The organism is Streptomyces sp. NPDC001406 (assembly GCF_042895285.1).
Taxonomy (GTDB): domain Bacteria; phylum Actinomycetota; class Actinomycetes; order Streptomycetales; family Streptomycetaceae; genus Streptomyces.
The window spans coordinates 315281-340600 of sequence record NZ_JBIAWG010000012.1; the positions used below are offsets into that span (position 1 = coordinate 315281).

The window sequence follows — 25320 nt, forward strand, 5'->3', positions numbered from 1 at the left end:
CTCAGGCCATCCAGAAGAAGACGGCGGTCATCCGCTTCTCCTCCAGCGTCCTGCCGGAGTAACCGGTCGCGCTGTGCACGAGGTTGGCGTTGTAGAGGAGCAGCCGGTTGTACTTGTGCGGAACCCGTACGTCCTCCTCGAACGCGTCGGGCGCGACGAACCGCGTCCCCAGGGCCTCGACGAGGTTGTTGTGCGGGGCCTGGACGACGTTGCCGCCGAGGCGTCCGCCGGGCATCGACTGCCGGTAGAAACTGGTCCCGCAGTCCTTGGGCACACCGGGGTTGAGATACAGCACGGCGGCATACCGGCACAGCGCACGCGAGTCGGTGTGCGGCCGGGGCTCGCTCTCGCCCTCGCCCACCACCTGCACGCAATTGTGGTTGAGGGTCCCGCCGCCGGGCGCCTGCTGCACCCACAGTTCCTTGGCGCCGGTGGCCTTCTTCACCAGCCGCTCCACCCGGCCCAGTTCGGCGGGTTCGAGCCCGGGCATGGTGCGCAGTCCCGGCCAGGTCTCCGATGTGTACGGATACCCCTTGACCCAGTCGTCCTTGCCGAGACACCGCTCCCGCACGGCGTCCACATCGGGCAGCACGTCGTCCAGCACCCAGTAGTCACGGCCCTTGGTGGGCTTGCGATAGGGCAGGACGGGAAGAGAGGCGGGAACTCTCGGGGGAGGTTGTGGGGGCATGCGGCGAATCTAGGGCGGGGGTTCACCAGGACTCTCCCGCAAGAGGGTCAACATTCCGTCAACCGGGGCCGGTTCACACCCGGGCAGAGTTTTTGCCAAATCAAAAGACTCCCGGCCCTTCGTGATCCGTACTGCTGATGGGGATCCACGACCGGCAGGAGGCACGGTGCGCTTTTCGCGGAACGCGACGGGAACTCTCTTCGTGGGCGGTGCCCTGAGCCTGACCCTGGGGGCGCTCCTCTACCCGAGCATGCTGGGGGTGAGCAAGGTCTCCAGTTCGCCGGACCTCGTCATCGCCCAGACGCAGTGGGGGCCGTTGACCGAGGGCGACCGGGACTTCGTGGTCAAGGTGCGCGCGGCCGGTCTGTGGGAGTACCCGGTCGGTCAGATCGGGCTGCAGAAGGGCACCACGAAGGCGGTCATCACCGCGAGCCAGCACCTGGTCGACGGGCATGCCGCGCTGGACGCCACCTGCCGCAAGATCGCGCCCATGCTGAACATCACGCTGCCCAACATCGCGAGTCCGCAGCAGGAGGGCTTCGTCACCCAGCTGAAGTCCGAGAGCGGCAAGAAGTTCGACTCCGACTTCGCCAACATCCTGCGGATGACGCACGGTTCGATCTTCAACACCGTGGCGAAGATCCGGTCCACCACCAAGAACACGCTCGTGCGCGCCCTGGCCGACCAGGCCAACGACACCGTGCTCGACCACATCACGGTGATGGAGAAGACCGGCCTGGTCGACTTCGACCAGACCGTCTTCCAGCAGACCACCCCGCCGAAGCTGCCCGACTCCGACCTCACGCCGCCGCCCCCGCCCGCCGGGCAGCCGCAGGTCGTGCTCACCCCGCCGCCGAACGCCACCTCCACCCCGGTGGACATCGACGGTCTCGCCGGTGGCGGCGGTGCCGGTGCCGGCGGCGCCACCCCCAGTCCCAGCCCCACGGTGCGCTAGCCGACGCCCAGCCAGACCGTCGTGTCCGGGTCCAGCCGCCCCTCGCGCAGGGGCGCGCTGGTCAGCAGCACCTCCCCGGGCGGGAGCGGGACCGGCGCGGCGGACAGATTGGTGACACAGCGCCAGGCCTCCGTACGGGTGAAGTCCAGGACCCCGGCGGCAGCCTCGGGCGCCCAGGTCAGCGTCTCGCCCTCCTGAAGCTTCCGGCGCAGGCGCAGGGCCGTGCGGTAGAGCTCCAGGGTCGAGCCCTCCGTACCGGACTGCGCCTGCACGGCGTACGACGAGAAGGACGCCGGCTGCGGCAGCCAGGCCCCGCCCGGCCCGAAGCCGTACGACGGCCCGGTCCTGGTCCACGGCAGCGGCACCCGGCAGCCGTCCCGGCCCTTGCGGACGCGGCCCGTCTGCTCCCAGACGGGGTCCTGGAGAACGGGGGCGGGCAGGTCCGCCACCTCGGGCAGGCCCAGTTCCTCGCCCTGGTAGAGGTACGAGGATCCGGGCAGCGCCAGCATGAGCAGCGTCGCCGCCCGGGCCCGGCGCAGGCCCGCCGCCTCGTCGGTCCGCGGTGCCTGGCCGCCGGAGAGCAGCCAGGCGTTCTCGTCCGTGCCGGGCGGCAGGATCAGCCAGGAGGCGTGGCGCACCACGTCGTGGTTGGACAGGACCCAGGTGGCGCAGGCCCCGGCGGTGCGGGCCGTGGCCAGTGAGGCGCCGATCGCCTCGCGCAGCGCGTCCGCGTCCCAGCCCGTCTGCAGATACTCGAAGTTGAAGGCCTGGCCCAGTTCGTCCGGCCGGGCGTACAGCGCGCGCCGGGCGTCCGGGACCCAGGCCTCGGCGACCGCCGTGCGGGGCGGGGAGTAGGCGTCGAGGACCTTGCGCCAGTCCCGGTAGATCTCGTGGACCTCGTCGCGGTCCCAGTACGGGTGCGTGCCGGGCGCCACCCGGTCCAGGGCCTCCTCGCCCGTCGCGCCCACGTCGCCGACGTCCCGCAGCGGGTCGGTGAGGTCCTTGGCCAGACCGTGCGCCACGTCGACGCGGAAGCCGTCGACGCCCCGGTCGCACCAGAAGCGCAGGGTGGTGCGGAAGTCGGCGCGGACCTCCTCGTTGTCCCAGTCGAGGTCGGGCTGTTCGGGGGCGAAGAGGTGGAGGTACCAGTCGCCGTCGGCAACTCGGCGCCAGGCGCTGCCGCCGAAGACCGACTGCCAGTCGGTGGGCGGGAGTTCGCCGTGCGTGCCGCGGCCGGGGCGGAAGACGTAGCGGTCGCGGGCCGGGGAGCCGGGGCCCGCGCGCAGGGCCTCCTGGAACCAGGGGTGCAGATGCGAGGTGTGGTTGGGGACGAGGTCGACGATCACCTTGAGGCCCAGGCGGTGGGCCTCGGCGACCATGGCGTCGAAGTCGTCCAGGGTGCCCAGGCGCGGGTCCACGTCGCGGTGGTCGGCGACGTCGTAGCCGCCGTCGGCGAGTTCGGAGGGGTAGAAGGGGCTGAGCCACAGGGCGTCGACGCCGAGGGCGGCCAGGTGGTTCAGGCGCTGGGTGACGCCCTTGATGTCGCCCAGCCCGTCGCCGTCCGCGTCGGCGAAGCTGCGTGGATAGACCTGGTAGATGACGGCCTGCCGCCACCAGTCGGGGTTCCTGGGGGAAAGGTCGGTCACTCGGGCTCCTTCCGGAAGGACGGCGAGAGAAGGACGAGAGAAGCGAGAGAAGGACGAGAGGAGACTGTCCACATTGCCGGGAAAGCGAACCTTCGTGCCTGCCGGAGCGGATCATTCCCGATGCGGCGGAGTTGTGACGACGACACCAACTCCCCCTGCATCGGCGCAGGTTGACAGGTTTAAACCGCGGGAACCACCATGTGCTCACGCTGTGCCGCATGTGACCAATGGGGCCGGTGTTTCCTTGCCGCTCTCTTCGAGCTCCTGAGATGGGATACGTATGTCCATAGCCAGACGTGTCACCGCGCGCCGCCTGCTGGGGACGGGCGCCGCGTCGCTCGCCCTCTGCGCGGCCTCCGTCGCCGCCGCATCCGGCGCCTGGGCCCAGGGCACGCCCGGCGGTGACGGCTGGAAGTCCGGCGGCACCTACCGGCCCGGCACGGGCGCGGGCACGGAGACAGGCACCGACCGCTGCGAGTTCTCGCTCGACGGCAGCGCCTTCTACGACTCGGTCAAGGTCGACGACCAGAACCTGAAGCCCACCGAGGACGGCAAGGTCCACATCAAGGTCCGCGCCGCCGGTAACGCCACCACCTGCACCGCGTCGCTGGCCTCCTATCTCGCCCACGGCTCCTCCTTCGCCACCTCCGGCGAGCAGGTCTTCGTGGACTTCGACTCGGTGACGGTCAAGCCCGGCCAGACCGACTCCCTCGACATCGCGGTGCCGGACGCGGGCTGCTTCGCCCAGATCGACCTGTACCGCGGCGCGGTGAAGTTCGACGGCAAGGCGGACGCGAACGACGGCTTCGAGCACGGCGATCTGCCCACGGGCCCGGACCACCCGGTCATCAAGGACAAGCTGATCGCGGCCTGGAACGGCGGCACCAAGGACTGCACGACGACCGAGTCGCAGCCCCCGGCCACCCCCACCCCGTCCGCCCCGGAGTCCGGACAGCCCTCGACCCCGGCCGAGGAGTCGACACCGCCCGCGACGGACACCCCGTCGACCCAGCCCCCCGCCCCGAGCGCCTCCGAGTCGGCCCCCGCCCCGGCCCCCACGCCGAACGGCGGCGGCGGTGACCTCGCGAAGACCGGTGGCGGCAGTTCCAGCGGCATCATCGCGGGCAGTGCAGCGGTGCTCCTCGCGGGCGGCGCCGCAATCGTCTTCGCAACGAAGCGCCGCCGCACGGCCCGCTCCTGAACCACCCCCGAAACGACGCCCCGGAGACCCCCGCTCCGGGGCGTTCGGCCGTACGGTGGCCCTATGACCGGCAGTGCGAAAGACGTCGTCGAGGCCGCGTTCTTCGACCGGTGCTTCCCGACGGCCGGCCGGCTCAGGGAACAGCGGCTGCTGCGGGTCACCCCGGCCGACGACGAACTGGTCTTCGTCTACTACGAGTACGAGCTGAAGAGCGGCGCCCGGCACCGCAACGTCGAGGCGATCACGGTGCGGGGCGGCCTCGTCCGGGAGGTGCAGGTGTTCTTCGGCGGCGAGGTGTGACCGTCCGCTAGGCCCGCTCCACCGTCTCCAGGTAGAGCTTCACATAGCGCTCCACGTCCACGTCCAACGCCACGTCCACCAGGGGCTGTTCGCGAACGCCGTGGTGGATCTCGGACTCCCCGGGGCGCGGCCGGCGGTCGACGATCGTCTGGCCGCGGGTCGGGCCGGGGGCGAGGGAGACCTCGACCGGCAGCGGGCGGGTGGCGATGCCGGCCGGGTCGGCGACCGCGCACACGGCGCCCGCGTCACCGAGCCCGCCCGCCGGGTCGTCGCCGTCCGGGTCGGGGGCGGAGGGGCGGTGGGCCAGCAGCTCACCGGCGAGCCGGGTGCCCGGTTCCGCGCTCGCCCGCAGCCGCCGCACCTCGGCGCCCGGGACCACGACCCGGGTGAACACGTCGAGCCCGTACATGGTGATCGGCACCCCCGCGGTGAGCAGGATCGCGGCCGCCTCCGGGTCGTGCCAGACGTTGAACTCGGCGACCGGCGTGGCGTTCCCGGTGGCCACCGCGCCGCCCATGAACACGATCCGCTCGATGTTGCCGGTCACCTCCGGGTGGGTGCGCAGGAGCAGCGCGATGTTCGTCAGGGGCGCGGTCGGGATCAGGGTCACCGGGCGCGGCGAGCCGAGGATCTCGCGGCGCAGCAGGGTCACCGCGTCCACGTCGGCCGGGGCACGGGTGGGCGCGGGCAGCCCGAGGTCGCCCATCCCGTCCTCCCCGTGCACATGCCGGGCCGAGCGGGCCGGTTCGATCAGCGGCCGCGCGGCCCCGCGGGCGACGGGGACGTCATCGGCGCCCGCCTGCTCCAGCACGGTCAGGGTGTTGCGGACCACCCCGTCCACGTTCGTGTTCCCTGCGACACAGGTGACGGCGCGCAGGTCCAGGCCGGGGTGGCGGACGGCGAACAGCAGGGCCAGGGCGTCGTCGACGCCGGTGTCGCAGTCGATGATCACGGGGATGGTCGTCCGGTCGGTCACGGCGGGGGCTCCTTCTCTGGTCCCTCGTGCCTCTTCCCTCGCCCCGACCCTATGCGGGGTTCAGTCCCACAGCGCGGTCCCGCGGGCCCCGACCCGGGCGGCGATCCGGTCCAGGAGCTCGGCGACGGGCAGGGTTCCCGGGCGGCGGCCGTCCCGCAGCCGCAGGGCCGCCGCGTTGCCGTCGGCCTCGCGCGCGCCGATCACGGCCTGGTACGGGACCAGGCGCGCCGCCCGGATCCGGGCGCCGAGGCTGCCCTGCCCGGGAGCGGCGAGCTCGGCCCGCAGCCCCCGCGCGACGGCTTCCCGCACCAAGGCCTCGGCGCGCGCGTACTGCTCGTCCGCGACCGGCAGCACCACCAGCTGCACGGGCGCCAGCCAGGCCGGGAAGGCCCCGCCGTGCTCCTCTACGAGGTGCGCGACGGCCCGCTCGACGCTGCCGATGACGCTGCGGTGCACCATCACCGGCCGGTGCTTCGCCCCGTCGGGACCGATGTAGTGCAGGTCGAAGCGCTCGGGCTGGTGGAAGTCGATCTGGACGGTGGAGAGGGTGGACTCACGGCCCGCGGGGTCGGCGATCTGCACGTCGATCTTGGGGCCGTAGAAGGCGGCCTCGCCCTCCGCCTCCTCGTAGTCCACGCCGGACTCGGCCAGGACCTCCTTCAGCAGCGCGGTGGCCCGCTGCCACAGTGCCGGGTCGGCGACGTACTTGCCGCCCTCGCCCGGGAGGGAGAGACGGTACCGGGCGGCGCGGATGCCGAGGTCGGCGTAGGCGCGGGCGATCAGCTCCAGAGCGGCGCGGGCCTCCTGGACCGCCTGGTCCAGGGTGCAGAAGATGTGCGCGTCGTTGAGCTGGATCGCGCGGACCCGGGTGAGCCCGCCGAGCACGCCGGACAACTCGGAGCGGTACATGCCGCCCAGCTCGGCGATGCGCAGGGGCAGTTCGCGGTAGCTGTGGGAGCGGGAGCGGTAGATCAGGGCGTGGTGGGGGCACAGGCTGGGGCGCAGGACGACCTGCTCGGAGCCCAGCTCCATCGGCGGGAACATGTCGTCGCTGTAGTGGTCCCAGTGCCCGGAGATCTCGTACAGCTCCCGTTTCCCGAGCACGGGCGAGTACACGTGCCGGTACCCGGCCGCGCGTTCCGCGTCCCGGACGTACTCCTCCAGGGTGTGGCGTACGACGGCGCCGTCGGGCAGCCAGTAGGGCAGCCCGGCGCCCATCAGCGGGTCGGTGTCGAACAGGTCGAGCTCTCGGCCGAGCCGGCGGTGGTCGTGCACGGTGGTCTCCTCGGTGCGGGAGGCGAACACCCCGTGAGCACGGCAAAGCCCCGGGGCACTCGCCCCGGGGCTTCGGACTGGGTCAGCTGTCAGCGCGCCGGGACACTCTCCGGCGTCGTCGTGCGGAAGGGGTACGACAGGGCGCGCTGCATGGGCCGAAGCTAACAGGGCGCGGACGCACGGTCGATCGGTTTTCCGCACCGGCCGCCTCGCCTCACCCGGACGGCTCGTCGCGCTGGTGGCCGGGGCCGAGGGGTGGTGCCGTGAGATCACACACGTACCCGGTCCCCGGCACGCTCAGGAGGCCCCGCCATGTCCGTCCGCCCGGCCCGTCGCCTCGCCGCCTCCGTGTTCGCCGTCGGTGTGCTGGTCACGGCCTCCGGCTGTCTGGCAGGCCAGCCGGAGAAGGCGGCCCGGCGGGCGGCCCCCGCCGCCTCCGCCGCCGGACAGCTCTCCCCGTCCGCCGGCCCCGCGCTCACGGCGGCCCAGGCGAGGTCGGCCCTGATCACGGAGGCGGATCTGGGGGTGCCGTGGGGGCCGACCCAGGGGGCCGCCACCTGGCGGGACACGCTGCTGAAGGCGGCCACCACGGCCCCGCAGTGCCAGCAGTTGCTCGACGCCCTGTACGCCGACGAGTTGCTCGGCCAGTCGGCGGGGGCGTACGCCGTGACGGCCCTCGACGACGGTGACGACCAGGCCCAGCTGCGCTACCAGGTGGCCGGCGACCGCCGGGCCGACGTGGACCGCGCGCTGGCCTGGCTGAGGACGCTGCCGCAGACGTGCGCGCAGTTCTCGGCGGCCACCACCGGCGCGGGGCCCCAGACCGTCCAGGTCTACGAGGCCCGGCTGCCGCAGGTCGGGGACGACCGGCAGGGTCTGCGGGTGACGCTGACCGGGCAGACCGTCGACGACGAGGGCGAGGCCGTCACCCTCACCGTGGACGTCGCGGTCGCGCGCGTCGGCGACGACGCGATCGTCCTCACCGAGGGCTCTTTGGGCACCCCGCCCTCCGATGCCGTCGCCCAGGCCCTCGAACTCGGCAGCCGGCGTCTCGCCCAGGTCCGGGAACAGGGACGCGCGCAGGCCTGACCCGGCGCTCAGTCGGCGTACAGGCTCCCGCGGTGCCCGACCAGGTCGTGCGCCACGTCGAGCACCGTACGGCCGCGCGCGAACGCGTATCCGCGCAGCCGGTCGAGCGCCTCGTCCGCGGGGACCCGTAGTTGGGCCATGACCATGCCGACGGCCCGGTGGATCTGGTCGTGGTCCGCCGTCAGACCGCTCAGCCCGCCCCCGCCGGGCGGGTCGGCGCCCTCCTCCGCACCCTCCTGCGCGCGGGGCAGGGCAACGAGGGCGGAGGTCAGGACGCCCGCCAGAACCAGCGCGGTGTGCAGATCGCCGCCGTCCAGACCGCCGGGTTCGGCGCCGTACAGGTCGAGGGTGCCCACGCAGACCGGCTCCACGCCCAGCGGTATCGACGTGACCGCCCGTACCCCGGCGGCCGTCGCCTGATGGGCGAAGACCGGCCAGCGCAGCACGGCCGGGACGGCCGTGAGGTCGGGGGCGAGTACCGGCGCGGCGATCCCGGCGGCATACAGGCACGGGCCGTCGCCCAGCGTGGTCTGCAGCTCGGCCATGCCCGCCGCCGCCTCGTCGCTGGCCCCGATCCGGAGGGGCAGCCCGCCGACGCACAGCGACACGCTCGCGCCGGTGACCGGCAGCAGTTCCACCGCCAGGGCGCACACCCGCCCGGGCGCGGCCCAGGGCGCCGTGCCCCGCAGCCGTTCGACGATCGCCTCGTCGACCCGCTGCACATGCACCGCCTCCTTCAGCATCGGCACAGCCCGACGAGCCCGGGCGGGCGACGCTCCCGTCGGAAGGGGCCTACCGACTACCCACCACACCGTGGCCGAAACAACCCCCGCACGCTCACAAGGGAGGCTGCGCAGGCGCCGGACCGAGCGTCGTGGTGCCCGGGGCCGTCCGGTGCCCCAGTCCCGTCCCGTACGCGTCCAATGCGGCCTCCACGCGCCGGTACAACGCAGCAGTTCACCGAGCCGCCGACACAACGCCATGCCCGAAAACAACCCCCCACCCTCACAAAGGCGGCTGCGCCGGCGCCGGACCGAGCGTCGTGGTGCCCGGGGCCGTCCGGTGCCCCAGTCCCGTCCGGTACGCGTCCAGCGCGGCCTCCACGCGGCCGGTGCGGCGCAGCAGGTCACCGAGCAGGCGGCACAGGTCGGCGAGGTCGCCGGCGGCGCCCGCCCGTTCCAGGAGGCTCAGGGCGCGGACGTAGTGCTCCTCGGCCGCCTCCGTCTCGCGGGCGTCCTCGGCGATGATGCCGAGCAGCCGGTGCGCGGCGGCGGAGTGCACGGCACCGCGCTCGGAGGACAGGTCCCCCAGCACCCCGTGCAGCAGTTCGGCGGCCTCGTCGGACTTTCCGCGCCGGTGCAGTACGTCGGCGAGTTCGACGGCGACCTGGCTGCTGTAGAGGGCGGCGCGGGTGGCCGAGAGCATGGTCATGGCCTCCCGCAACTCGCCCTCGGCGCGCTCCAGTTCGCCGTCCTGGGCATACACGTACCCGCGCATCCAGTGGCAGTTGGCGAGTTCGGTGCGCAGTTGCAGCTGGCGGTACAGCTCGGCCGCCTTGGCCAGCGAGGCGTCGGCCTCGGCGACCCGGCCCTCGGCGAGCAGGGTGCGGGCGACGGAGCGGTGCATCCGGGCGATCAGCGCGGGGTCGGCGACGTGCGGGGCGAGGGCCAGCGCGAACTCGGCGGCCTGGGCGGCGCGGGCATGGGCGCCCATGTCCATGTAGGGGCCGATGACGCTGGCGTACAGGAGCAGCAGGGCGTCGGGGTCGTGCAGACCGCCGCGGTTGAGCTCGTCGAGCGTGGACTCCAGCAGGTAGACGGCGTACCGGAGTTCACCCGCGAGGTAGTGCGAGACGGCCCGCCCGCGCAGCGCGGGCACCCGGACCGGCAGCGGTTCCCCGGCCATCTGCTCCTCGGCCCGCTCGAAGTGCCCCCGGGCCCCGGCCAGGTCTCCGGTGTCCAGCGCACACTCACCGAGCCCGAGCAGCGCGGTGGCCTGCTCCAGCGGGAGCGCGTGCGTCTGCGCCTCCGCGAACAGGACGGCGTACTGCGCGGCCGCCTCCTCGGCCTCCCCGGTGGCCAGGGTGCGCTGTGCCTCGGTGAGCCGCAGCCGCAGATCGGTGGCGAGGTGGGCGGGCCGCCCGATGGCCAGTTCCTCGAAGGCGACCCCGAGCCGCCCGGCGATGTGCCGCAGCGCGTCGTCGGAGGCGCGCACCCGCCCCGCCTCCAGGGTGGAGATATAGGCGGGCGTGTAAGCGGGCTCGGCCAACTGCCGCTGCGTCAGCCCCCGTTTTGTGCGCAGCTGCTGCACCCGCCGCCCGATGATCTCCGGATCATCCCGCTCCTGCACCGCAAACTCCCCCCAACTCCCCCAGTGCCCCTTGCCGTTGGGCTCCATCAGCCCCTAGGTTAAACCGCGCATTAAGCATGCTTAACACGTCGCTGTTGTTGCGAGGTTGCCGTGCACGAACGCTACGGACGCCCCTCCACGCTCCCCCCTTCCCGCATGCGCTCGATCGGGGAGACCCCCACCGCCAGGGGCCTGGCCGCCGCCGTGGTGGCGGTGGTCGCCCTGATCACGGCGGCGAACGCCGGCCCGGCCCGGGCGGCCGACGCCCGCCCGGTCCAGCAGACCGTACAGACAGCCGAGACGGCTCGATAGAGCCGCTCCATGACTGGTACAGCGCGCGTCTCCGCGGGCCGTCGGCCGGCCGCCCGGGGCCTACGCTGACCTCGTGACCTCTCCCGCCGCTCGTACCGCGCTGGACCTCACCGCCGATCTCCCGGTCCCGGACCTGGAGGGCTTCTACCGGGATCTGCACCGGCATCCCGAGCTGTCCCTGCGCGAGCACCGCACCGCCGGGAAGCTGGCCGGGCGGCTGCGGGCGGCCGGGTTCGAGACGGCCGAGGGGGTCGGCGGGACCGGTGTCGCCGGGGTGCTGCGCAACGGGGACGGGCCGGTGGTGCTGCTGCGCGCCGACATGGACGCGCTGCCGGTCAAGGAGGAGACCGGGCTGCCGTACGCCTCGCGGACGGACGGCCTGATGCACGCCTGCGGACACGATCTGCACGTCACCTGGCTCGCCGGGGCGGCCGCCGCGCTGGCCGCCGGGCGGGAGACCTGGTCGGGCACGCTGCTGGCGGTCGGGCAGCCCGCCGAGGAGACCGGGCAGGGCGCGCGGCGCATGGTCGAGGACGGGCTGTACGAGCGGTTCCCGCGCCCCGATGTGCTGCTGGGGCAGCACGCGGCGCCGGGACCTGCCGGGCTGTACCCGCACGCGCCGGGGCTGATCATGTCCGCCTCGACGGACGTCGACATCGTCGTGCACGGCAGGGGCGGACACGGTTCGCGGCCCGAGTCGACGGTGGACCCGGTGGTGACGGCGGCGTATCTGGTCACGCGGCTGCAGAGCGTCGTCTCCCGTGAACTCGCCGCCCGTGAGCCGGCCGTGCTGACCGTGGGCCGTATCGAGGCGGGCACACGGCACAACATCATCCCGTCCGAGGCGCGCATCGCCCTGAATCTGCGCACCCAGTCCGAGGCGGTGCGGGAGCGGATGCTCGCCGCGATCCGGCGTATCGCGCGGGGCGAGTGCCTGGCCGCCGACTGCCCGCGCGAGCCGGAGGTGACGGTCGACGCCACCTTCCCGGTGATGGTCAACGACGCGGACACCGACCGCCGGGTGGCCGCCGTGCACGGCGAGGTCTTCGGCGCCGGGACCGTCTTCGACCCGGGTGCGGCCATGGGCAGCGAGGACTTCCCGCAGCTGGCGGTGGGCTCGATCCCGTACTCCTACTGGTTCGTGACGACCACTCCGGCCGAGGTGTGGCAGCAGGCGCCCGGCGACGAGCTGATGGAGAAGGTCCAGCAGGTGCCGAGCAACCACAGCCCGCACTTCGCGCCCGACCTCGCCACCGTGGCACCGGGCGTGCGGACGCTCGTCTCGGGGGCGCTCGCCCTTTTGTCAGTGGCATGACCTAGTGTTCCCCACCTAGTCTTCTCGCATCCGCCACACATAGCTCACAGGGGACACACACAACAGCCGTGTTCCGTGGCGTCCGGTTTTCTCCATTCGTACCCGGGGGGTTCGAATCAGCGTGCGTATGCGCACTCTCACGGCTGCCACCACCCTGGCGGTCCTCTTCAGCTCGGCGGCGCTGGCCGCCACGCCGGCGTTCGCCGACACCGGCAAGATCCTGCCGATCAAGCAGTCCGGCGACATCGTGGTGGACGGGGTCCACCAGCAGGTCTTCATCAGCGATCCGAGCAACGGCAAGATCGTCGTCACGGACTACGCCGGCAACGTCGTCAAGCAGCTCACCACCGATCTGTCCGGCGTCACCGGCCTGGAGCTGTCCGCCGACTCCGGCACGCTGTACGCGGCCGTGCAGGACCTGGACGCGATCGCCGTCATCGACACCGCGACCGACACCGAGTCCACCCGGTACCCGGTGGGCGACAAGCCGCGCAGCGTCGCCCTCGCCGGCGGCAAGCTCTGGTTCGGCTACGGCGGCTCCACCGAGGGCAACATCGGCTCCGTCGACCTGGCGAGCGAGACGCACGAGGTCACCCTCGGCCAGGACAACAGCTGGTACGCGGCGCCGCTCCTGGACGCGGCACCGGGCTCCGACACCCTGGTCGCGGGCGCCCTCGGCCAGAGCCCGGCCGAGATCGCCTCCTACGACGTCTCCTCGGGCACCGCCTCGAAGCTGGCGTCCACCCGTGAGGCCGGCAGCAACCTCGGCGACCTCCAGGTCACCCCCGACGGCAAGGACGTCGTGGTGGCCAGCGGTGCGCCCTACTACCACCAGGTGTTCAAGACCGCCGACCTCAACGAGGACGGCAAGTACACGAGCACCGCCTACCCGAACTCGGTCGCCATCGCCCCCAACGGGACCGTCGCCGGCGGCAGCTTCGCCTGGTACGACCCGGACGTCTACGTCTTCCGGCCGGGCAGCAGCGAGGCGGTGCGCACCTACGACTTCCCCAACACCGGGAACACCACCGGTGCCGACACCCTCGCCCCGGGCGGCCTGGCCTGGGCACCGGACGCCTCCCGCCTGTTCGCGGTGACCTCCAACAGCGAGGGCGTGTACTCGCTGCGCGAGTTCGACGCCCCGGCCAAGGCGGCCACCACCCTCACGGTGAACGCCCCGGCGTCGGCCCCGCGCGCCAAGCAGCTCACCGTCACCGGCAAGGCGACCTCGACGATCGCGCTCCCCGCGGGCGCCCAGCTGACGGTCACCCGCACCGACCTGGAGTCCCCGAACGGCAAGGCCCTCACCCCGGTGACGGTCAAGGCCGACGGCACCTACTCCTTCACCGACACCCCGCCGGCCGGCGGCAAGGTGAAGTACACGGTGGCGTACGCGGGCGACGCCGACCACGCCGCCGCGAAGGCCTCCGACACCGTCGACGTCTCGCGGGCCAAGCCGACGCTGACAGTCGACAACAACGGCAAGGTGTACTCGTACGGCGCCGACGTGAAGTTCACGGCGCACCTCGGGTCGACGTACAAGAACCGCACCGTGGAGATCTGGGCCGACCCGTTCGGCTCGGACAAGCCCAACAAGCTGGTGAAGAAGGGCACGGTCAACTCCAGCGGCAACCTGTCGGTCACCCTGGACCTGAAGCGGGACACCAAGGTCACGGCGAAGTTCACGGGCGACGCCCGCTACCAGCCGCGCTCCGTGTCCAGCACGGTCGGCGCCAAGGTGAAGGTGTCCATGTCGGTCAGCCGGCAGTACAAGACGAAGAGCACGTGGGGCCACACGTACTACTTCTTCCACAAGACCAAGAACCCGCTGTTCACGACCACGATGACGTACTTCCCGGGCCGTCAGCAGCGGCTGCAGTTCCAGGTCTACTACCAGGGCACCTGGTACGACGCCGGCTCGCAGTACTTCCCGCTGGGCTCGGACGGCGTGTCCAAGGTGGAGCTGGGCGGCAACCACGGCGAGGACGTCGGCTGGCGCTTCAGGGCCCGCTCCTCCTACCTCAACAGCAGCTCCGGTGACACCGTGAACTCCACGACGCACGGCGCCTGGAAGTACTTCACGTTCACCAGCTGAGCCACCGGCCGAGGCACCGGCCGACCGACCGGCCGGGGTCTCACTGGGTCTGGAGCTGACGCAGCTGCTGCTGGACATGGTCCAGCGCACCCTGCTTCCGCCCCGGCACCCTGAGCCTCAACTCCGCGAGCGCGGGCCCGAGTTCACGGGCCCGCGCTCTGTCGTCGATACGCCCCCACTGGTGGTGCGCCCGGTCCGCGGCCGCCTCAACGGCGGGCGCGTCCGCGGCCTGTCCGGCGGCCAGCCGGGCGGTGGCGACCGTCAGCCAGGTACGGCAGCTGCGCGCCGCGTCCCCCGCGAACATCGCGAGATCCGCGCGGACTTCGGCCCAGTGCAGCGCGTCCTCGGAACCGGGCCCGTGCGCGCGCACCGCGGCCTGCTCCCACTGCGCGGCGAGCCCGTCGGCCTCCGCGTGCCGCCCGGCCTCCACGGCGGCGGCGATGGCCGCGTGCGGATCGCCGCTGTGCGGCACCCGCGCGGTCAGCAGGACGTTCGTGGCGGCCTCCGCCCCCAGCCGGCTGACCGCCTGCTGGTGCAACTGCTCCAGCGGCGGCCGGTGTCCACTGCGCAGGATCGTCGCCACCGCCTTCATGTACGACGGCAGGCCGGCGCCGCGGCGGGACGGCGGCGGTGCGATGCGACCGTAGACGGCGTTGTTGCGGCCGGAGTCCAGCGGATGGGCGGTCAGGTGCTCCCAGGTCTCGGCGTCCGCGTGCAGATCGACGACCAGGGTCGTGGCGCCGTTCGGGCGCAGCCGCAGCTCCTCGCGGATCCAGTGCCAGGGGAAGGCCGTGTAGCGGACGGTCGCCGGGGTGGTACGGGCCAGCGCCAGATGGGGCAGGCGCTGACGGCGGTCCAGCTGGAGCTGGCCGGCGACGAAGACGGTCAGCGGACCGGGGGCGGCCGCGGCGGCGCGCAGCCGGGTCAGAACGGCCTGCGGCTCCAGCGGGTCGGCGAGTTCGACCACGTTGGCGGTGTCCGCGCCGGAGAGCACGGCGGGGGCGACGGCCGCGAGGACGGGGAGCACGCAGGCCGCGTCCACCAGTTGCCCACGGCCCATCGGCGAGGCCGCGAGCAGCAGCACGGTTCCGGGCATCGTCCCCCCTGTCGTCGGTCCGCGGTCGTCGGTCCCGGTGATCGGTCAGAGCAGCACCGTAACCGCTGCGGCTGCAAAGGGGGGCGTCAGGACGGCAATCGTCCTCCCAACGCGGTTCCTTGGAGCCGGCGGACCGCGAAGATCGTGGTGTCGTCGCCCAGATGACCGCCGCTGTGGCGCAGGACGCCGTCGCGCACCCGGCCGACCAGGCGCCGCGGGTCGATGACGTCCGGGTCGGCGGCGACGGCGCGGGTGACCTGGTCGGTGAGGGTGTAGTACGCACCGTGGCCGTCCCGGGCCTCCGTCACGCCGTCCGTGGTGATCAGCAGCGTCGCGTCCGAGGCGAGGGGGACACGGGCCGGGGGAGACGGGCCGTCGGTGGGAACGAGGTCGTTCATGCCCAGCGGGAGGCGGTCGCCGGGCGGCAGGGGGCGTACGCCGTCGCGGCCGACCGCGAGCGGGGGTTCGTGCCCGAAGTTGACGACCTCGACCGTGCCGGGCCGGTCGTCCGAGAAGCCGAGCAGCACTGCGGTGGCGAAGCGGTCGGCGTCATCGCGGCCGAGGGCGGTCGTGTGGCTGCGGTGGCGGAGCATACGGATCTCCAGGCGGGCGGCGACGGTCACCAGGTCCGGTTCGTGGTACGCGGCCTCCCGGAAGGTGCCGAGCAGCGCGGCCGCGGTCTCCACCGCGCCCAGACCCTTGCCCTGCACGTCCCCGACGAGGACGCGGGCGCCGTACGGGCCGGGCTGGATGTCGTAGAAGTCGCCGCCCACCCGGGCGTCGGTGTCCGCGGAGAGGTAGACCGCCGCGTGCTCCAGCCCCGCCCAGTCCGGCGGCAGCGGACGCAGCACGGTACGGCGGGTGGTCTCGGCGACGTCCCGCATGTGCAGCATGCGCCGCTCGCCGCGCAGCCGTATCGCACAGGCCAGCGTGGCCAGGACACCACCGACGGCGACCAGGATGAAGTCGGGCAGGCCCGCGTGGTACTGGTTCGAATAGGCGCTGTTCATCACGACGTACACCACGACCGAGACCACCGCGAACGCGGCCGTGGTCCACACCCCGCAGATCGCGGCGGCGATACCGGGCACCAGGACGATCCAGGAGGTGATCCGGAACCGCTCGCCGGTGTAGAAGTCGATCACCGCGATGCCGATGAGCAGCAGCAGCGGCGCCAGCCAGGCGACGCTTCTCCCATGGATCCGCAGCAATTGCTGCCGCCGCAGGTCCGGGTCGTCGGTCACGCGCCTCAGCCAAACACGCCATGCTCCCGGCCGCATCCGGACCCCTTTTCCGACTTGCCAGGCGGTCCCCCCAGGTGTGCTCTGGAAGGCGGGGGCGAGGAGAGAGGAGTGCTCTCATGGCTCATGCGGCACCCGCGACCGGTGCGGTGACCCGGCGCGGCGCACCACCCGACGTCTTCAGCGAGCGGACCCATGCGATCGCCAGGTGGGTGACGCCCGCGGTACTGGGGCTCATCTACGGGTACTGGGCCGCGGCCAACACCCGTTACGGCGGCCCCATCACCGGCTGGAACCTGCTGTTCGGCTTCGTGACCGCGATCGTGTTCTTCGCCGTGTACATGGGTCTGCAGGCGCTGGCCCCGCGGCTGCCGCGCGAGGTGCACGCGGTGCTGTGGAGCGCCTTCGCGAGCATCGCGGCCGGCTTCCTGTTCAGCCTGAGCGGCCGCGGTCACACCGCGCTGGAGTCCGCGATCCTGGGCCTGGCGATCGGTGCGCTCGTGTTCGTCACGCTGTTCTATCGCTACTACACGCACGAGGACGCGGCGGGACACCGGATCCGCTGATCCGTGGGGCACGTGTGGGCCCCGGCCGGACTGCCGGGGCCCACGCGCTCCCCTGTTCCCTCCTCACCGGCCGCCGAGCAGGCTCCAGATGCTCGACGGCGTCCAGGCGGTGGTCCACGCGAGTGCCGGGCCGAAGCCCGTCCCTCCCCACCACCAGGAAACACCCGATTGGGTGATCCCTCCACCGGAGGGCATGGTCGCCGCCCCGCCGAAGGGACCGTCGGGGCGACCCCCGTTCGGTTGGACCCGTTGCCCCAAATGCCCCCGAATGCGGGCGCACCGCTCGCGCTCCCGGCCCCCAGGCCCTTGCCTGAAAGCGTGCCCCCACGCCTCAGGAGCGCCCTGTCGGCGGCGCTGATCGCCCTGTCCTGCCTCCTCGTGCCGTTCGGCGTGCTGGCGGCCTGGGCGGCGTACACGCTCGCCGACACCAGCCGGTACGTCACGACGATGGCGCCCCTCGCCACCGACCCGGACGTGCGGGACGCCGTGGCGGACACGGTGGGGGCCGGAATCATGCGCGAGGTCGACGACCGGTTCGACACACGCCGGATGCGCGGCACGGTCGGCCCCTTCGTGCACGACGCGGTGCGCTCCTTCACCCAGACCCGGGCCTTCCGTCTGGCCTGGGACGCGGGCAACCGGGCCACGCACGACGCCGTCCTGCGGGCGCTGCGCGACGAGAACGGCGGGGGCGAGAGCGCCGTGTTCGTCGATCTGGCCCCCGTCACCGCCCAGGTCAAGGAGCAACTCGCCCAGGACCATGTGCCGCTCGCGGCCCGCATCCCCGTCGAGCACACCGCGGTCGCCGTGCTCCCGGCGGGCCGACTGACCCCGTTCCGGAAGGGTTTCCACGTGCTCGAAGTCGCCGGCTTCTGGCTCCCCGTCGCCTCCGTGGTCCTCGCCGTCGCCGGGATCGCGCTCGCCGTCCGCCGCCGCCGCGCGATCGTCGCCACCGGCCTGGGGACGGCCCTGGGCGGCGCCCTGCTCGCCCTCGCCCTCGCCGTCGGCCGCGGTCTCACCCTCGCCGACCTGCCCGCCGACGTCCCCCACGCGGCCGCGGGCGCCGTCTACGACGCGCTCACGGCCACCCTGCGCACGGTGTCCTGGCTGCTGGTGGGCCTCGGCCTGACGGTGGCGCTGACCGCCTGGCTCACCCGGTACGTGCGCGCGGTGCGCCTGGTACGACGCCGCCGCGCGGCCGCGACAGCAGCCACCCCGGCTCCCACCCGCGCCGAGGTGTGACGCGTACCCTCGGCCTCGTGACCTACCAGCCCTTCCGGGGTTCCGGGACAAGGCCGTTCGGTCCGAACGGGGAGTACGGGGACGACCACCCCCGGCGAGCGGGGCGAGGGCTCCGCGTGTGGTGTGCCGCCCTGCTGCTGGCCGGCGTGAGCGCGGTCGTCGGCTGCCGCTTGGCCGACACCGACGGTGTCACCCCCGTACCGCAGCTACTGGCCTTCCTGCCCTGGCTCCTGCTCCCCACCGGTGTGGCGCTGCTGTGCGCGCTGCTCGCGCGGTGGTGGACGGGGCTGGTGTGGGGGGTGGCCGCCCTCGCACTGCTGGCGTGGTTCATCGAGCCGTACGGAAAGAGCACGGAGCCCACCGGCGCGCCCCTGGCCCGGCTGCGGGTGCTGACCTCGAACGTCGAGTTCGGGCGGGCGACCGGCGCCCTCGCCCCCGAGATCCGACGGCTGCGTCCCGACGTGGTGTTCGTCGAGGAGTGCGAGTACACCTGCCGGGCCACCCTGGAGCGGGACTTCGGCGGCACCTACCCCCACCGGCAGGCGGTCGAGGCGGACGGCTCGACGGGCTCACTGCTACTCAGCCGCTACCCGCTCGAAGGCACCGACGGCGTCCGCGGCACGATGGGCATGCCCGGGGCCGTCGCCGACGTCCAGGGACACCAGGTGCGCCTGCAACTCGCCCACCCCATGCCCCCGTTGCCCGGACAGCTCGGCGTCTGGCGCCGTGAGCTGGGCCGGTTGCGCGACTTCGCCGAGGCCGACGACGACACCCCGACGGTGCTGGCCGGCGACTTCAACGCCTCCCAGGACCACGCCGCCTTCCGCCGCATCCTCGACGCCGGCCTGTACGACGCCGCCCGCCTCGCCGGACACGACCGCACCCCCAGCTGGCCCGCCCGCACCTCCCCGGTCCTCGGCGCCCAGATCGACCACGTCCTGGTGTCCCGGGACTTCTCCGCGGCCGACGCCCGCTTCGTCGGCCTGACCGGCACCGACCACCGGGCGCTGGTCGTCGACATCACGCTGCACCAGCGGAAATGACCCGGAGCCGGCTGCGGTGAGGCGGAGCCGACGAACGCACCTCACCCCACCGCACGCACGTATGCGTCGTCGACGCGAAGGGTCTCAGACCCCGATGTCCTCCCCGTCCGCACGCCACACGGCGACCACGGCCGGGCGGACGATCTTCCCGGGCCCGTCGGGCCAGGTGCTGGCCGGCTTCTCCACCGACGCCCCGTCGAGCTCGCCCGGGTGCTGCACCGCGACGAGCACCCGGCGCTCCTGCACGAGCGGACCGCAGGTCTCGGCGCCCGTCGGCACGGTCAGGAACTGCTTGAGCTCACCGCGCCGCTCGCCGCGCGTGGCGACGCCGAACAGTCCGTCGTGCGAGCCGAGCTGGTTGCCGTCGGTGGAGATCCACAGGTTGCCGTGCGGGTCGAAGGCCACGTTGTCCGGGCAGGAGATCGGGCTGACCCGGTCCTTGGGAAAGCCCGCGAAGTAGGTGGCGGGGTCGGCCGGGTCACCGGCGACCAGGAACAGGGACCATCCGAAGCTCTTCGCGTCGGCCCGGTTGCGGTGCTCGGTGAGCTCCAGGATGTGCCCGTGCTTGTTGCTGTTGCGCGGGTTGGCCTCGTCGGCGGCCGCGGAGCCCGCCTTGCCCCGGTTGGTGTTGTTGGTGAGGACGACGTACACCTTGCCGGTGCGCGGCGAGGGCTGGATGTCCTCGGGACGGTCCATCTTGGTGGCGCCCACCTTGTCGCCGGCGAGGCGCGTGAACACGAAGACCTCCTCCGCGGTCATCCCGTCCACGTGCGAGACGGCCTCGTGGGCGGTGGCGGTGGCCAGCGGGATCCAGGTGCCGCCGCCGTCGAACTCGCCGTCGGCGGGCAGCTTTCCGCTGCCGTCGATCTCGGCCACCGGCGAGTCACCGGTGAGCTTGGCGACGTAGAGCGTGCCCTCGTCGAGCAGCGAGAGGTTGTGCTCGCGCACGGCGCGGCTGCTGCCGTTGCGCATCCGCTTGCTGCCGACGAACTTGTAGAAGTAGTCGAACCGCTCGTCGTCCCCGGAGTACACGACGGGCCGTCCGTCGTCGGTGAGCCGGACGGTGGCGGCCTCGTGCTTGAACCGGCCGAGGGCGGTGTGCTTGCGGGGCGTGGACTCCGGGTCGTACGGGTCGAGCTCGACGACGTAGCCGAACCGGTGCGCCTCGTTGGGCTCCTGCGCCAGGTCGAAGCGCTTGTCGAAACGCTCCCACTTGCGCTCGGTGGCCCCGGTGCCGATGCCGTACCGCTTGTCGGTGGCGCGGCTGCCGCCCGCGAAGTACTGGTTGAAGTTCTCCTCGCCGTGCAGGGTGGTGCCCCACGGGGTGGTGCCGCCGGAGCAGTTGTTGAGCGTGCCGAGGACCTTGGTGCCGGTCGGGTCGGCGGAGGTCTTCAGCAGCGCGGAGCCCGCGGCGGGGCCGGTGACCCGGAACTCGGTGGTGGCGGTGACGCGCCGGTTGAGCCGGTGCCGCGGTACGGCGGTGAGGGCACCGGTCTTGCGGTCCTCCTCCACCACGACGGCGCCCAGCCCGTGGGCGGCCCAGGCGATCTCCACCTGCTGACGGGTGGGGTTGGCGGGGTCGTACCCCCGGAACATCAGCACTTCGTCGGTGTACTCGTGGTTGGCGACGAGCAGCTGCCGGTGCCGCTCACCGGGCAGCGGGAGCAGCGCCAGGAAGTCGTTGTTGTACCCGAACTGCCCGGCCTGGGCGGCCGCGGTCTGGTTCTCCGGGTCGAAGGCGGGCGCGCCGCGCAGGATGGGCTCGCCCCAGCGGATGACGACGTTCTGCCGGTAGCCGTCCGGGACGACGACGGCGTCGGTGGTGTTGGGGGCGACGGGGCTGTACCGCAGCCCGCGCGCACCGTTCGCGCCGTTCCTGCCGTACGTGGCGGAGGTGTCCGTCGCGGCCGCGGCGGGCCGGGCCCCGGCCACCGCGACACCGCCGGCGGTGGCGGCCACCGTGACGACGGCGGCGGCGCGCAGGGCGCTGCGGCGGCTGAGGGTGCCGGCGATGACATCGCCGACGTAGTCGTTGGAGCTGGTGTTGGGAGCCTCGTGGAAGCAGGCGTCACCACACCGGAAGCGACAGGTGAGGGCGGATCGCCCACCTGGGTGCGAGCCGGACGGAGTTCCGACGATCGGCAGCAGCTTGCGCACTTTACTCTCCCCTTGCGTGCCCTTGGTGTGAGCGTGACGTTAGGGGCGCGTATGTGCGGGCGGACAGCCGCCGGATGAACGAACGGTGAACCCGGGGGAGCGGGGGTCCTCGGCGCAAACCTGACCCTCCCCAAGATCACCCCCAAGGGCCGCTAACCTTACGTGTCCGTCCTGGCCAGGGATTGACGGGCATCAACTCACGCGAAGGGTTGCGCACATGGGCATTCTCACTCTCCTGCGGAACGCATTCGGCCGGTCACGCAAGACGCGTACCGCCGAGGCAGAGGGTGCGGAACGAGTTCCTTCGCAGGAGCAGGAACCGCAGGTCACGCCCCCTACCCCGCAGGTCCCCGAGCCCCGCACGTCCGACTCGGACGAGCACGAACTGGTCTCGGCGGCCTTCAACAACATCACGGTCCCGAAGCAGCCGACGCCGACGGAGGCGGAGGTGGAGCGGACGGCGGAGCCTGCGGCTGAGCCCGAGCCGGTGGCCGAGGCCGAGCCGGTGGCCGAGGCCGAGACGGAACCCGAGCCCGCGGCCGAGCCCGAGCCGGTGGCCGAGGCCAAGGTCGAGGCCGAGGCGGAGCCCGCGGCTGAGCCCGAGCCGGTGGCCGAGGCCGAGACGGAACCCGAGCCCGCGGCTGAGCCAGAGGCCGAGGTCGAGGCGGAGCCCGCTGCTGCGGCCGAGCCGGTGGCTGAAGCCGAGGTCGAGGCTGAGCCCGAGCCCACGGCTGCGGCCGAGGTTGAGCCTGAGCCGGTGGCCGAGGCCGAGCCCGTCGTGGAGCCCGAGCCGACCGTCGAGGCCGAGCCGGATCCGGTCGCCGAGGCGGAACCCGTCGTGGAACCTGAGCCGGTGGCGGCCGCCGAGCCGGAGCCCGAGGCCGTCGTCGAGCCGACGCCGGAGGCCACCCCCGAGCCCGTCGTGGAGCCGGTGGCCGAGGTCGAGGCTGTAGTGGAGCCCGAGCCCGAGCCGGTGGTCGCCGAGGCCGACGCACCCGCAGCCGCCGACGGCGAGGACGCCCCGCAGGGGCCACCCGCACTCGACGACGAGACCCGCACGGGCGGTGCGGGTGGGAACGACCCGGCCGAAGGCGAAGCCGAGGCGGTTGCCGCCGCGGCCGACGCATCCGAGGCCGCCGACGGCGAGGACGCCCCGCAGGGGCCACCCGCACTCGACGACGAGACCCGCACGGGCGGTGCGGGTGGGAACGACTCCGCCGAAGGCGAAGCCGAGGCGGCCGCACCCGCACTCACCCTCGCCCGCCTGAAGGCCGACGCCCCAAGCCTCGCCACCGCCTACAGCGCAGCCACAGACACCCTCAAGAACACCAACCTCACCGGCACCCGAGCGAAGCTCTACCTCGTGCTCGACCGCTCCGCCTCCATGCGCGCGTACTACAAGGACGGCTCCGCCCAGGCCCTCGCCGAGCAGACCCTCGCCCTCGCCGCCCACCTCGACCCCGAGGCCACGGTCCACGTCGTCTTCTTCTCCACGGAAGTGGACGGCACCACCGACCTCACCCTCGCCGCCCACGAGAACAAGATCGACGAGGTCCACGCCGGCCTCGGCCGCATGGGCCGCACCAGCTACCACGCCGCCGTGGAAGCCGTACTCGCCCACCACGACAAGGAAAACGACGCCACGGCCCCCGCCCTGGTCGTCTTCCAGACGGACGGCGCCCCCGACGCCAAGACCCCCGCCACCCAGTCCCTCACGGCCGCCGCGAAGACCCACCCCGCCGTCTTCTTCTCCTTCGTCGCCTTCGGTGAGCACGACAACAAGGCCTTCGACTACCTCCGCAAGCTGAAGACGGACAACACGTCGTTCTTCCACGCTGGCCCGACCCCCCGTGAGCTCACGGACACGGAGCTGTACGAGGGCGTACTGGCGAACTGGCGCCCGTAACTCCCCGTGCACGCCCCATAACCGAACAGCCACACCCACCCCATGCCGCCCGCTTCTCACCCCGTAAAACGGGAAGCGGGCGGCATACACATGTCGGCTACGATTTCAAGGTTCGTACACACAGCGACCGCGACCTGGGAGCAGCCCCCGATGGCTCGACACCTCATCACCAGCGCCCTTCCGTACATCAACGGGATCAAGCACCTGGGCAACATGGTGGGGTCCATGCTCCCGGCGGACGTGTACTCCCGGTACCTCCGCCGGCGCGGGCACGACGTGCTCTACATCTGCGCGACGGACGAGCACGGCACCCCCGCCGAGCTGGCCGCGAAGGAGGCGGGCCTCTCCGTCGCCGAGTTCTGCGCCCAGGCGCACGACGCCCAGAAGGCGGTCTACGACGGCTTCGCGCTGGCCTTCGACTACTTCGGCCGCAGCTCGTCCCCCGAGAACGTCGAGATCACCCAGCACTTCGCCCGCCGCCTCAACGAGAACGGCTTCATCGAAGAGCGCGCGATCCGCCAGGTCTACTCGCCCACCGACGGCCGCTTCCTCCCGGACCGCTACGTCGAGGGCACCTGCCCCCACTGCGGCTACGACAAGGCCCGCGGCGACCAGTGCGAGAACTGCACCCGCGTCCTCGACCCCACCGACCTGATCAACCCGCGCTCGGCGATCTCCGGCTCCACGGACCTGGAGGTCCGCGAGACCAAGCACCTCTTCCTGCTCCAGTCGAAGCTCCAGCACGAGGTCATGGAGTGGGTCGCCCGCCATGACAACGACTGGCCGCAGCTGGCGTCCTCCATCGCCCACAAGTGGCTGACCGAGGGCCTGCACGACCGCGCGATCACCCGTGACCTGGACTGGGGCGTCCCGGTCCCGGCCGACACCTGGCCGGAGCTGGCCGCCGAGGGCAAGGTCTTCTACGTCTGGTTCGACGCCCCGATCGAGTACATCGGCGCGACGAAGGAATGGTCGGACCAGGACCCGGAGACCCGCGACTGGAAGTCCTGGTGGTACGACGTCGACAACGACGTCCGCTACACGGAGTTCATGGCGAAGGACAACGTCCCCTTCCACACGGTGATGTTCCCGGCCACCGAGCTGGGCGTGCGCGAGCCGTGGAAGAAGGTCGACTTCGTCAAGGCCTTCAACTGGCTGACGTACTACGGCGGAAAGTTCTCCACGTCCCAGAAGCGCGGTGTCTTCACCGACCAGGCCCTGGAGATCCTCCCGGCCGACTACTGGCGCTACTTCCTCATCGCGAACGCCCCGGAGTCCGACGACTCCTCCTTCACGTGGGAGCACTTCACCGCCACGGTCAACAAGGACCTCGCCGACACCCTCGGCAACTTCGTCAACCGTGTCCTGTCCTTCTCCCGCAAGCGCTTCGGCGACGACGTCCCCGCGGGCGGCGAGCCGGGCGAGGCGGAGGCGAAGCTCGGCGAGGAGATCGCGCGTCTCCTCGCGGAGTACGAGGAGCACATGGAGGCCCTCCAGTTCCGCAAGGCGTCCGCCGCGCTGCGCGCCCTGTGGTCGGCCGGCAACTCCTACCTGGAGGAGAAGGCCCCCTGGCTGGAGATCAAGACCGACAAGGACGGCGCGGCCCTCACCCTGCGCACGGCGATGAACCTGATCCACCTGTACGCGGTGGTCTCGGAGCCCCTCATCCCCAGCTCGGCGGCCACGATGCGCGCGGCGTTCGACCTGAAGGACGACTCGGCCGTGTGGGTCTCGGCGGACGAGGCGAAGGCCCTCTCCTCCGTCCCGGCCGGCACGCCCTTCACGGTCCCGCCGGTGCTGTTCGCCAAGCTGACGGACGAGGACCTGGAGACGTACAAGGAGCGCTTCGGCGGCCAGGAGGGATGACG

21 protein-coding genes are annotated in these 25320 nt (G+C 72.4%); 12 read left to right on the forward strand and 9 right to left on the reverse strand.

Translation table 11 applies throughout. From position 1 onward, the window contains the following. Window position 1: 1 nt before the first annotated feature. Window positions 2-688 carry a DUF6445 family protein gene (locus ACFY1J_RS29180; protein WP_390708223.1) on the reverse strand — a complete coding sequence of 229 codons (687 nt, stop codon included), beginning with the start codon at window positions 686-688 and terminating at the stop codon, window positions 2-4. 202 nt (window positions 689-890) lie between these two features. Here ACFY1J_RS29180 and ACFY1J_RS29185 point away from each other — a divergent pair, with 202 nt between their 5' ends. Continuing rightward, window positions 891-1643 carry a DUF4142 domain-containing protein gene (locus ACFY1J_RS29185; RefSeq protein ID WP_390708544.1) on the forward strand — a complete coding sequence of 251 codons (753 nt, stop codon included), beginning with the start codon at window positions 891-893 and terminating at the stop codon, window positions 1641-1643. On the opposite strand, the gene ACFY1J_RS29190 is transcribed toward ACFY1J_RS29185, so the two are convergent. After that, on the reverse strand, window positions 1640-3289 hold the full coding sequence (locus ACFY1J_RS29190; protein WP_390732263.1) for a glycoside hydrolase family 13 protein: 1650 nt from the start codon (window positions 3287-3289) through the stop codon (window positions 1640-1642). The two genes, ACFY1J_RS29185 and ACFY1J_RS29190, sit on opposite strands and share 4 nt — an antisense overlap. A gap of 280 nt (window positions 3290-3569) precedes the next feature. Here ACFY1J_RS29190 and ACFY1J_RS29195 point away from each other — a divergent pair, with 280 nt between their 5' ends. Together ACFY1J_RS29195 and ACFY1J_RS29200 are read left to right on the forward strand one after the other, a co-directional pair. Next, window positions 3570-4490: an LAETG motif-containing sortase-dependent surface protein gene (locus tag ACFY1J_RS29195; protein ID WP_390732264.1), complete on the forward strand. Its 921-nt coding sequence runs from the start codon at window positions 3570-3572 to the stop codon at window positions 4488-4490. A 63-nt stretch (window positions 4491-4553) separates the two neighbouring features. Continuing rightward, window positions 4554-4790, forward strand: a complete 237-nt coding sequence (locus ACFY1J_RS29200) for a hypothetical protein (RefSeq protein WP_390708226.1) — start codon at window positions 4554-4556, stop codon at window positions 4788-4790. Window positions 4791-4797: 7 nt separating this feature from the next. Here ACFY1J_RS29200 and ACFY1J_RS29205 read toward each other — a convergent pair whose 3' ends face one another. Beyond that, on the reverse strand, window positions 4798-5766 hold the full coding sequence (locus tag ACFY1J_RS29205; RefSeq protein ID WP_390708227.1) for a nucleoside hydrolase: 969 nt from the start codon (window positions 5764-5766) through the stop codon (window positions 4798-4800). Between the two features lie 60 nt (window positions 5767-5826). Continuing rightward, complete coding sequence (gene thrS / locus ACFY1J_RS29210; protein ID WP_390732265.1) at window positions 5827-7041, reverse strand: threonine--tRNA ligase; 1215 nt, start codon at window positions 7039-7041, stop codon at window positions 5827-5829. Window positions 7042-7353: 312 nt separating this feature from the next. Here thrS and ACFY1J_RS29215 point away from each other — a divergent pair, with 312 nt between their 5' ends. Further along, a complete protein-coding gene (locus ACFY1J_RS29215; protein WP_390732266.1) occupies window positions 7354-8130 on the forward strand; it encodes a hypothetical protein in 777 nt (258 codons plus the stop codon). 8 nt (window positions 8131-8138) lie between these two features. Here ACFY1J_RS29215 and ACFY1J_RS29220 read toward each other — a convergent pair whose 3' ends face one another. Then, complete coding sequence (locus tag ACFY1J_RS29220; RefSeq protein WP_390732267.1) at window positions 8139-8873, reverse strand: GAF and ANTAR domain-containing protein; 735 nt, start codon at window positions 8871-8873, stop codon at window positions 8139-8141. A gap of 262 nt (window positions 8874-9135) precedes the next feature. Further along, window positions 9136-10479 carry a tetratricopeptide repeat protein gene (locus ACFY1J_RS29225; protein WP_390708547.1) on the reverse strand — a complete coding sequence of 448 codons (1344 nt, stop codon included), beginning with the start codon at window positions 10477-10479 and terminating at the stop codon, window positions 9136-9138. 156 nt (window positions 10480-10635) lie between these two features. On the opposite strand from ACFY1J_RS29225, the gene ACFY1J_RS29230 reads away from it, so the two are divergent. From ACFY1J_RS29230 to ACFY1J_RS29240, 3 genes are all read left to right on the forward strand, one after another. After that, on the forward strand, window positions 10636-10791 hold the full coding sequence (locus ACFY1J_RS29230; RefSeq protein ID WP_390708229.1) for a hypothetical protein: 156 nt from the start codon (window positions 10636-10638) through the stop codon (window positions 10789-10791). Window positions 10792-10864: 73 nt separating this feature from the next. Continuing rightward, a complete protein-coding gene (locus tag ACFY1J_RS29235) occupies window positions 10865-12106 on the forward strand; it encodes an amidohydrolase (RefSeq protein ID WP_390708230.1) in 1242 nt (413 codons plus the stop codon). A gap of 127 nt (window positions 12107-12233) precedes the next feature. Continuing rightward, window positions 12234-14201 (forward strand): YncE family protein, encoded by a 1968-nt coding sequence (locus ACFY1J_RS29240; protein WP_390708231.1) that lies wholly within the window; start codon window positions 12234-12236, stop codon window positions 14199-14201. 40 nt (window positions 14202-14241) lie between these two features. On the opposite strand, the gene ACFY1J_RS29245 is transcribed toward ACFY1J_RS29240, so the two are convergent. After that, the gene (locus tag ACFY1J_RS29245; protein ID WP_390732268.1) at window positions 14242-15297 is read right to left on the reverse strand and encodes a hypothetical protein; all 1056 of its coding nucleotides are present in this window, start codon (window positions 15295-15297) and stop codon (window positions 14242-14244) included. Window positions 15298-15383: 86 nt separating this feature from the next. Further along, complete coding sequence (locus tag ACFY1J_RS29250; protein WP_390708233.1) at window positions 15384-16577, reverse strand: PP2C family protein-serine/threonine phosphatase; 1194 nt, start codon at window positions 16575-16577, stop codon at window positions 15384-15386. 80 nt (window positions 16578-16657) lie between these two features. Here ACFY1J_RS29250 and ACFY1J_RS29255 point away from each other — a divergent pair, with 80 nt between their 5' ends. From ACFY1J_RS29255 to ACFY1J_RS29265, 3 genes are all read left to right on the forward strand, one after another. Further along, window positions 16658-17104: a hypothetical protein gene (locus ACFY1J_RS29255; protein ID WP_390708234.1), complete on the forward strand. Its 447-nt coding sequence runs from the start codon at window positions 16658-16660 to the stop codon at window positions 17102-17104. Window positions 17105-17422: 318 nt separating this feature from the next. Next, entirely contained in the window at window positions 17423-18346 is a 924-nt protein-coding gene (locus tag ACFY1J_RS29260) for a hypothetical protein (protein ID WP_390708235.1), read from the forward strand. Window positions 18347-18462: 116 nt separating this feature from the next. Continuing rightward, window positions 18463-19389: an endonuclease/exonuclease/phosphatase family protein gene (locus ACFY1J_RS29265; RefSeq protein ID WP_390708548.1), complete on the forward strand. Its 927-nt coding sequence runs from the start codon at window positions 18463-18465 to the stop codon at window positions 19387-19389. 84 nt (window positions 19390-19473) lie between these two features. On the opposite strand, the gene ACFY1J_RS29270 is transcribed toward ACFY1J_RS29265, so the two are convergent. Continuing rightward, a complete protein-coding gene (locus ACFY1J_RS29270) occupies window positions 19474-21546 on the reverse strand; it encodes a PhoX family protein (RefSeq protein ID WP_390732269.1) in 2073 nt (690 codons plus the stop codon). Between the two features lie 217 nt (window positions 21547-21763). On the opposite strand from ACFY1J_RS29270, the gene ACFY1J_RS29275 reads away from it, so the two are divergent. Both ACFY1J_RS29275 and metG read left to right on the forward strand, forming a co-directional pair. Then, window positions 21764-23452 (forward strand): VWA domain-containing protein, encoded by a 1689-nt coding sequence (locus tag ACFY1J_RS29275; protein WP_390732270.1) that lies wholly within the window; start codon window positions 21764-21766, stop codon window positions 23450-23452. A gap of 150 nt (window positions 23453-23602) precedes the next feature. Continuing rightward, entirely contained in the window at window positions 23603-25318 is a 1716-nt protein-coding gene (metG, locus tag ACFY1J_RS29280; protein ID WP_390708238.1) for a methionine--tRNA ligase, read from the forward strand. Window positions 25319-25320: the final 2 nt, after the last annotated feature.